Annotated in this window: 2 protein-coding genes; both read left to right on the top strand. The window is 38.7% G+C overall.

What is annotated here, in order from left to right; translation table 11 throughout:
- A partial coding sequence (locus tag ACO6FI_RS13220; protein WP_485457731.1) for a sugar ABC transporter permease occupies nucleotides 1-853 on the top strand: 853 nt, incomplete at its 5' end.
- A 2-nt stretch (nucleotides 854-855) separates the two neighbouring features.
- A partial coding sequence (locus ACO6FI_RS13215) for an alpha-amylase family glycosyl hydrolase (RefSeq protein WP_485457730.1) occupies nucleotides 856-1,871 on the top strand: 1,016 nt, incomplete at its 3' end.

Genomic DNA, 1,871 nt, shown 5'->3' with positions numbered 1-1,871 from the left:
GTCTGCAAAGAAAAAGAGAATGATAAACAACACTATTGTACATATCGTTCTTGCCGTATTGGCTGTGGTTTGGCTTTTTCCGATATTTTGGGTAATCCTTACAAGCTTCAGAGCGGAAAAAGGATCATATGTATCAACCTTCTTACCAAAGGCGTTTACACTTGACAACTATGCGAAGTTGTTCAGTGATACAACTATTTTAAACTTCCCTCAGATGTTTATGAACACCTTGTTTATCGCTATCTGTTCATGTATATTGTCGGCATTCTATGTACTTGCAGTTTCATACTGTCTGTCCAGAATAAAGTTTAAACTCAGAAAGCCGTATATGAACATGGCAATGGTACTCGGACTCTTCCCGGGATTTATGTCAATGATTGCGGTATACTTTATCTTAAAGGCAATGGGACTTACAGAGGGAAATCTTATTAAATTGGCACTTATTCTATGTTATTCAGGCGGTGCGGGACTTGGATTCCAGATAGCAAAGGGATTTTTTGATACAATTCCTGTGGCGATAGATGAGGCGGCACTTTTGGACGGATGTACCAGATGGCAGATTTTTTATAAGATTACATTACCGCTTAGTAAACCTATTATTGTATATACGGTTTTAACATCATTTATGGGACCATGGCTTGACTTTATCTTTGCGAGAGTTATATGCAGAGCAAACTCGGACCAATATACAATAGCTATAGGACTTTGGAAGATGCTTGAAAAAGAATATATTGACAGCTGGTACACAAGCTTTGCGGCGGGAGCGGTGCTTATTTCTATTCCTATTGCACTTTTATTCTTATTCATGCAAAAGTACTATGTAGATGGTATTTCAGGTGCTGTTAAGGGATAATAATGGAAAATATAATTAAACTTAAAAAATATTACTCATCAAAGGAGTTTCTTGAAAACTATGTTTATGAAGGAAACGACCTGGGTGTGGAATGTAATGAAAACGGGACCAAATTTAAGCTGTGGTCACCGGGCGCAAATAGTGTAGTATTAAACCTTTATGAAGCCGGAGACGGCGGCAAGGCTCATGAGCATATTCCTATGAAAAAAGAGGACAAAGGAGTATGGAGCTTTCACTCAGATAAAGAGCTTCATAAAGTGTACTATGATTATTTGATTACAAGAGACTCTAAAGAAGTTTTGACTGCCGACCCGTATGCAAAAGCTTCCGGAGTCAACGGTATCAGAAGTATGGCGGTAAACCTTAAAAGAACCGACCCTAAAGGTTGGGAAAAGGATAAACCGCCCAAAAAAGGTACTGAAAAGATTGTATACGAGCTTCATGTGAAAGAATTTTCCTATGATAAGTCAGGCGGATTTCCTTTAGAGTATCGTGGAAAGTATAAAGCTTTTACCTGTAAACATACAACTTTAAATAATGACGGTATTCATCCTACAGGACTTGATTATCTGAAAGAACTCGGTGTGACACATATTCAGATAATGCCGATGTATGATTACGGTTCTGTGGATGAGAGTAAAGATGAAGGCTTCAACTGGGGATATGACCCTGTAAATTACAATGTACCTGAGGGCTCATATTCTACAGATGCCTTTCACGGTGAGGTTCGTATCACAGAGATGAAGGAGATGATACAATCAATCCATGAAGCGGGATTTGGCGTAATTATGGATGTGGTATATAATCATACTTACTCACTTGATTCGTGGTTTCAAAGAACTCTGCCTTGGTATTTTTACAGAGCATTCAGTGACGGTAAAGTGTCTGATGGCTCCGCCTGCGGCAATGATGTGGCAAGTGAAAGAGCCATTTGTTCAAAATATATCTTAGAATCCGTACTTTACTGGGCAAGGGAATATCATATTGACGGATTTCGCTTTGATTTGATGGGACTTCT

The sequence above is a fragment of the Lachnoanaerobaculum sp. genome, from assembly GCF_057250505.1.
Note: the sequence above shows the minus strand (reverse complement) of the source record. Positions and strands in the feature narration are given on the sequence as shown.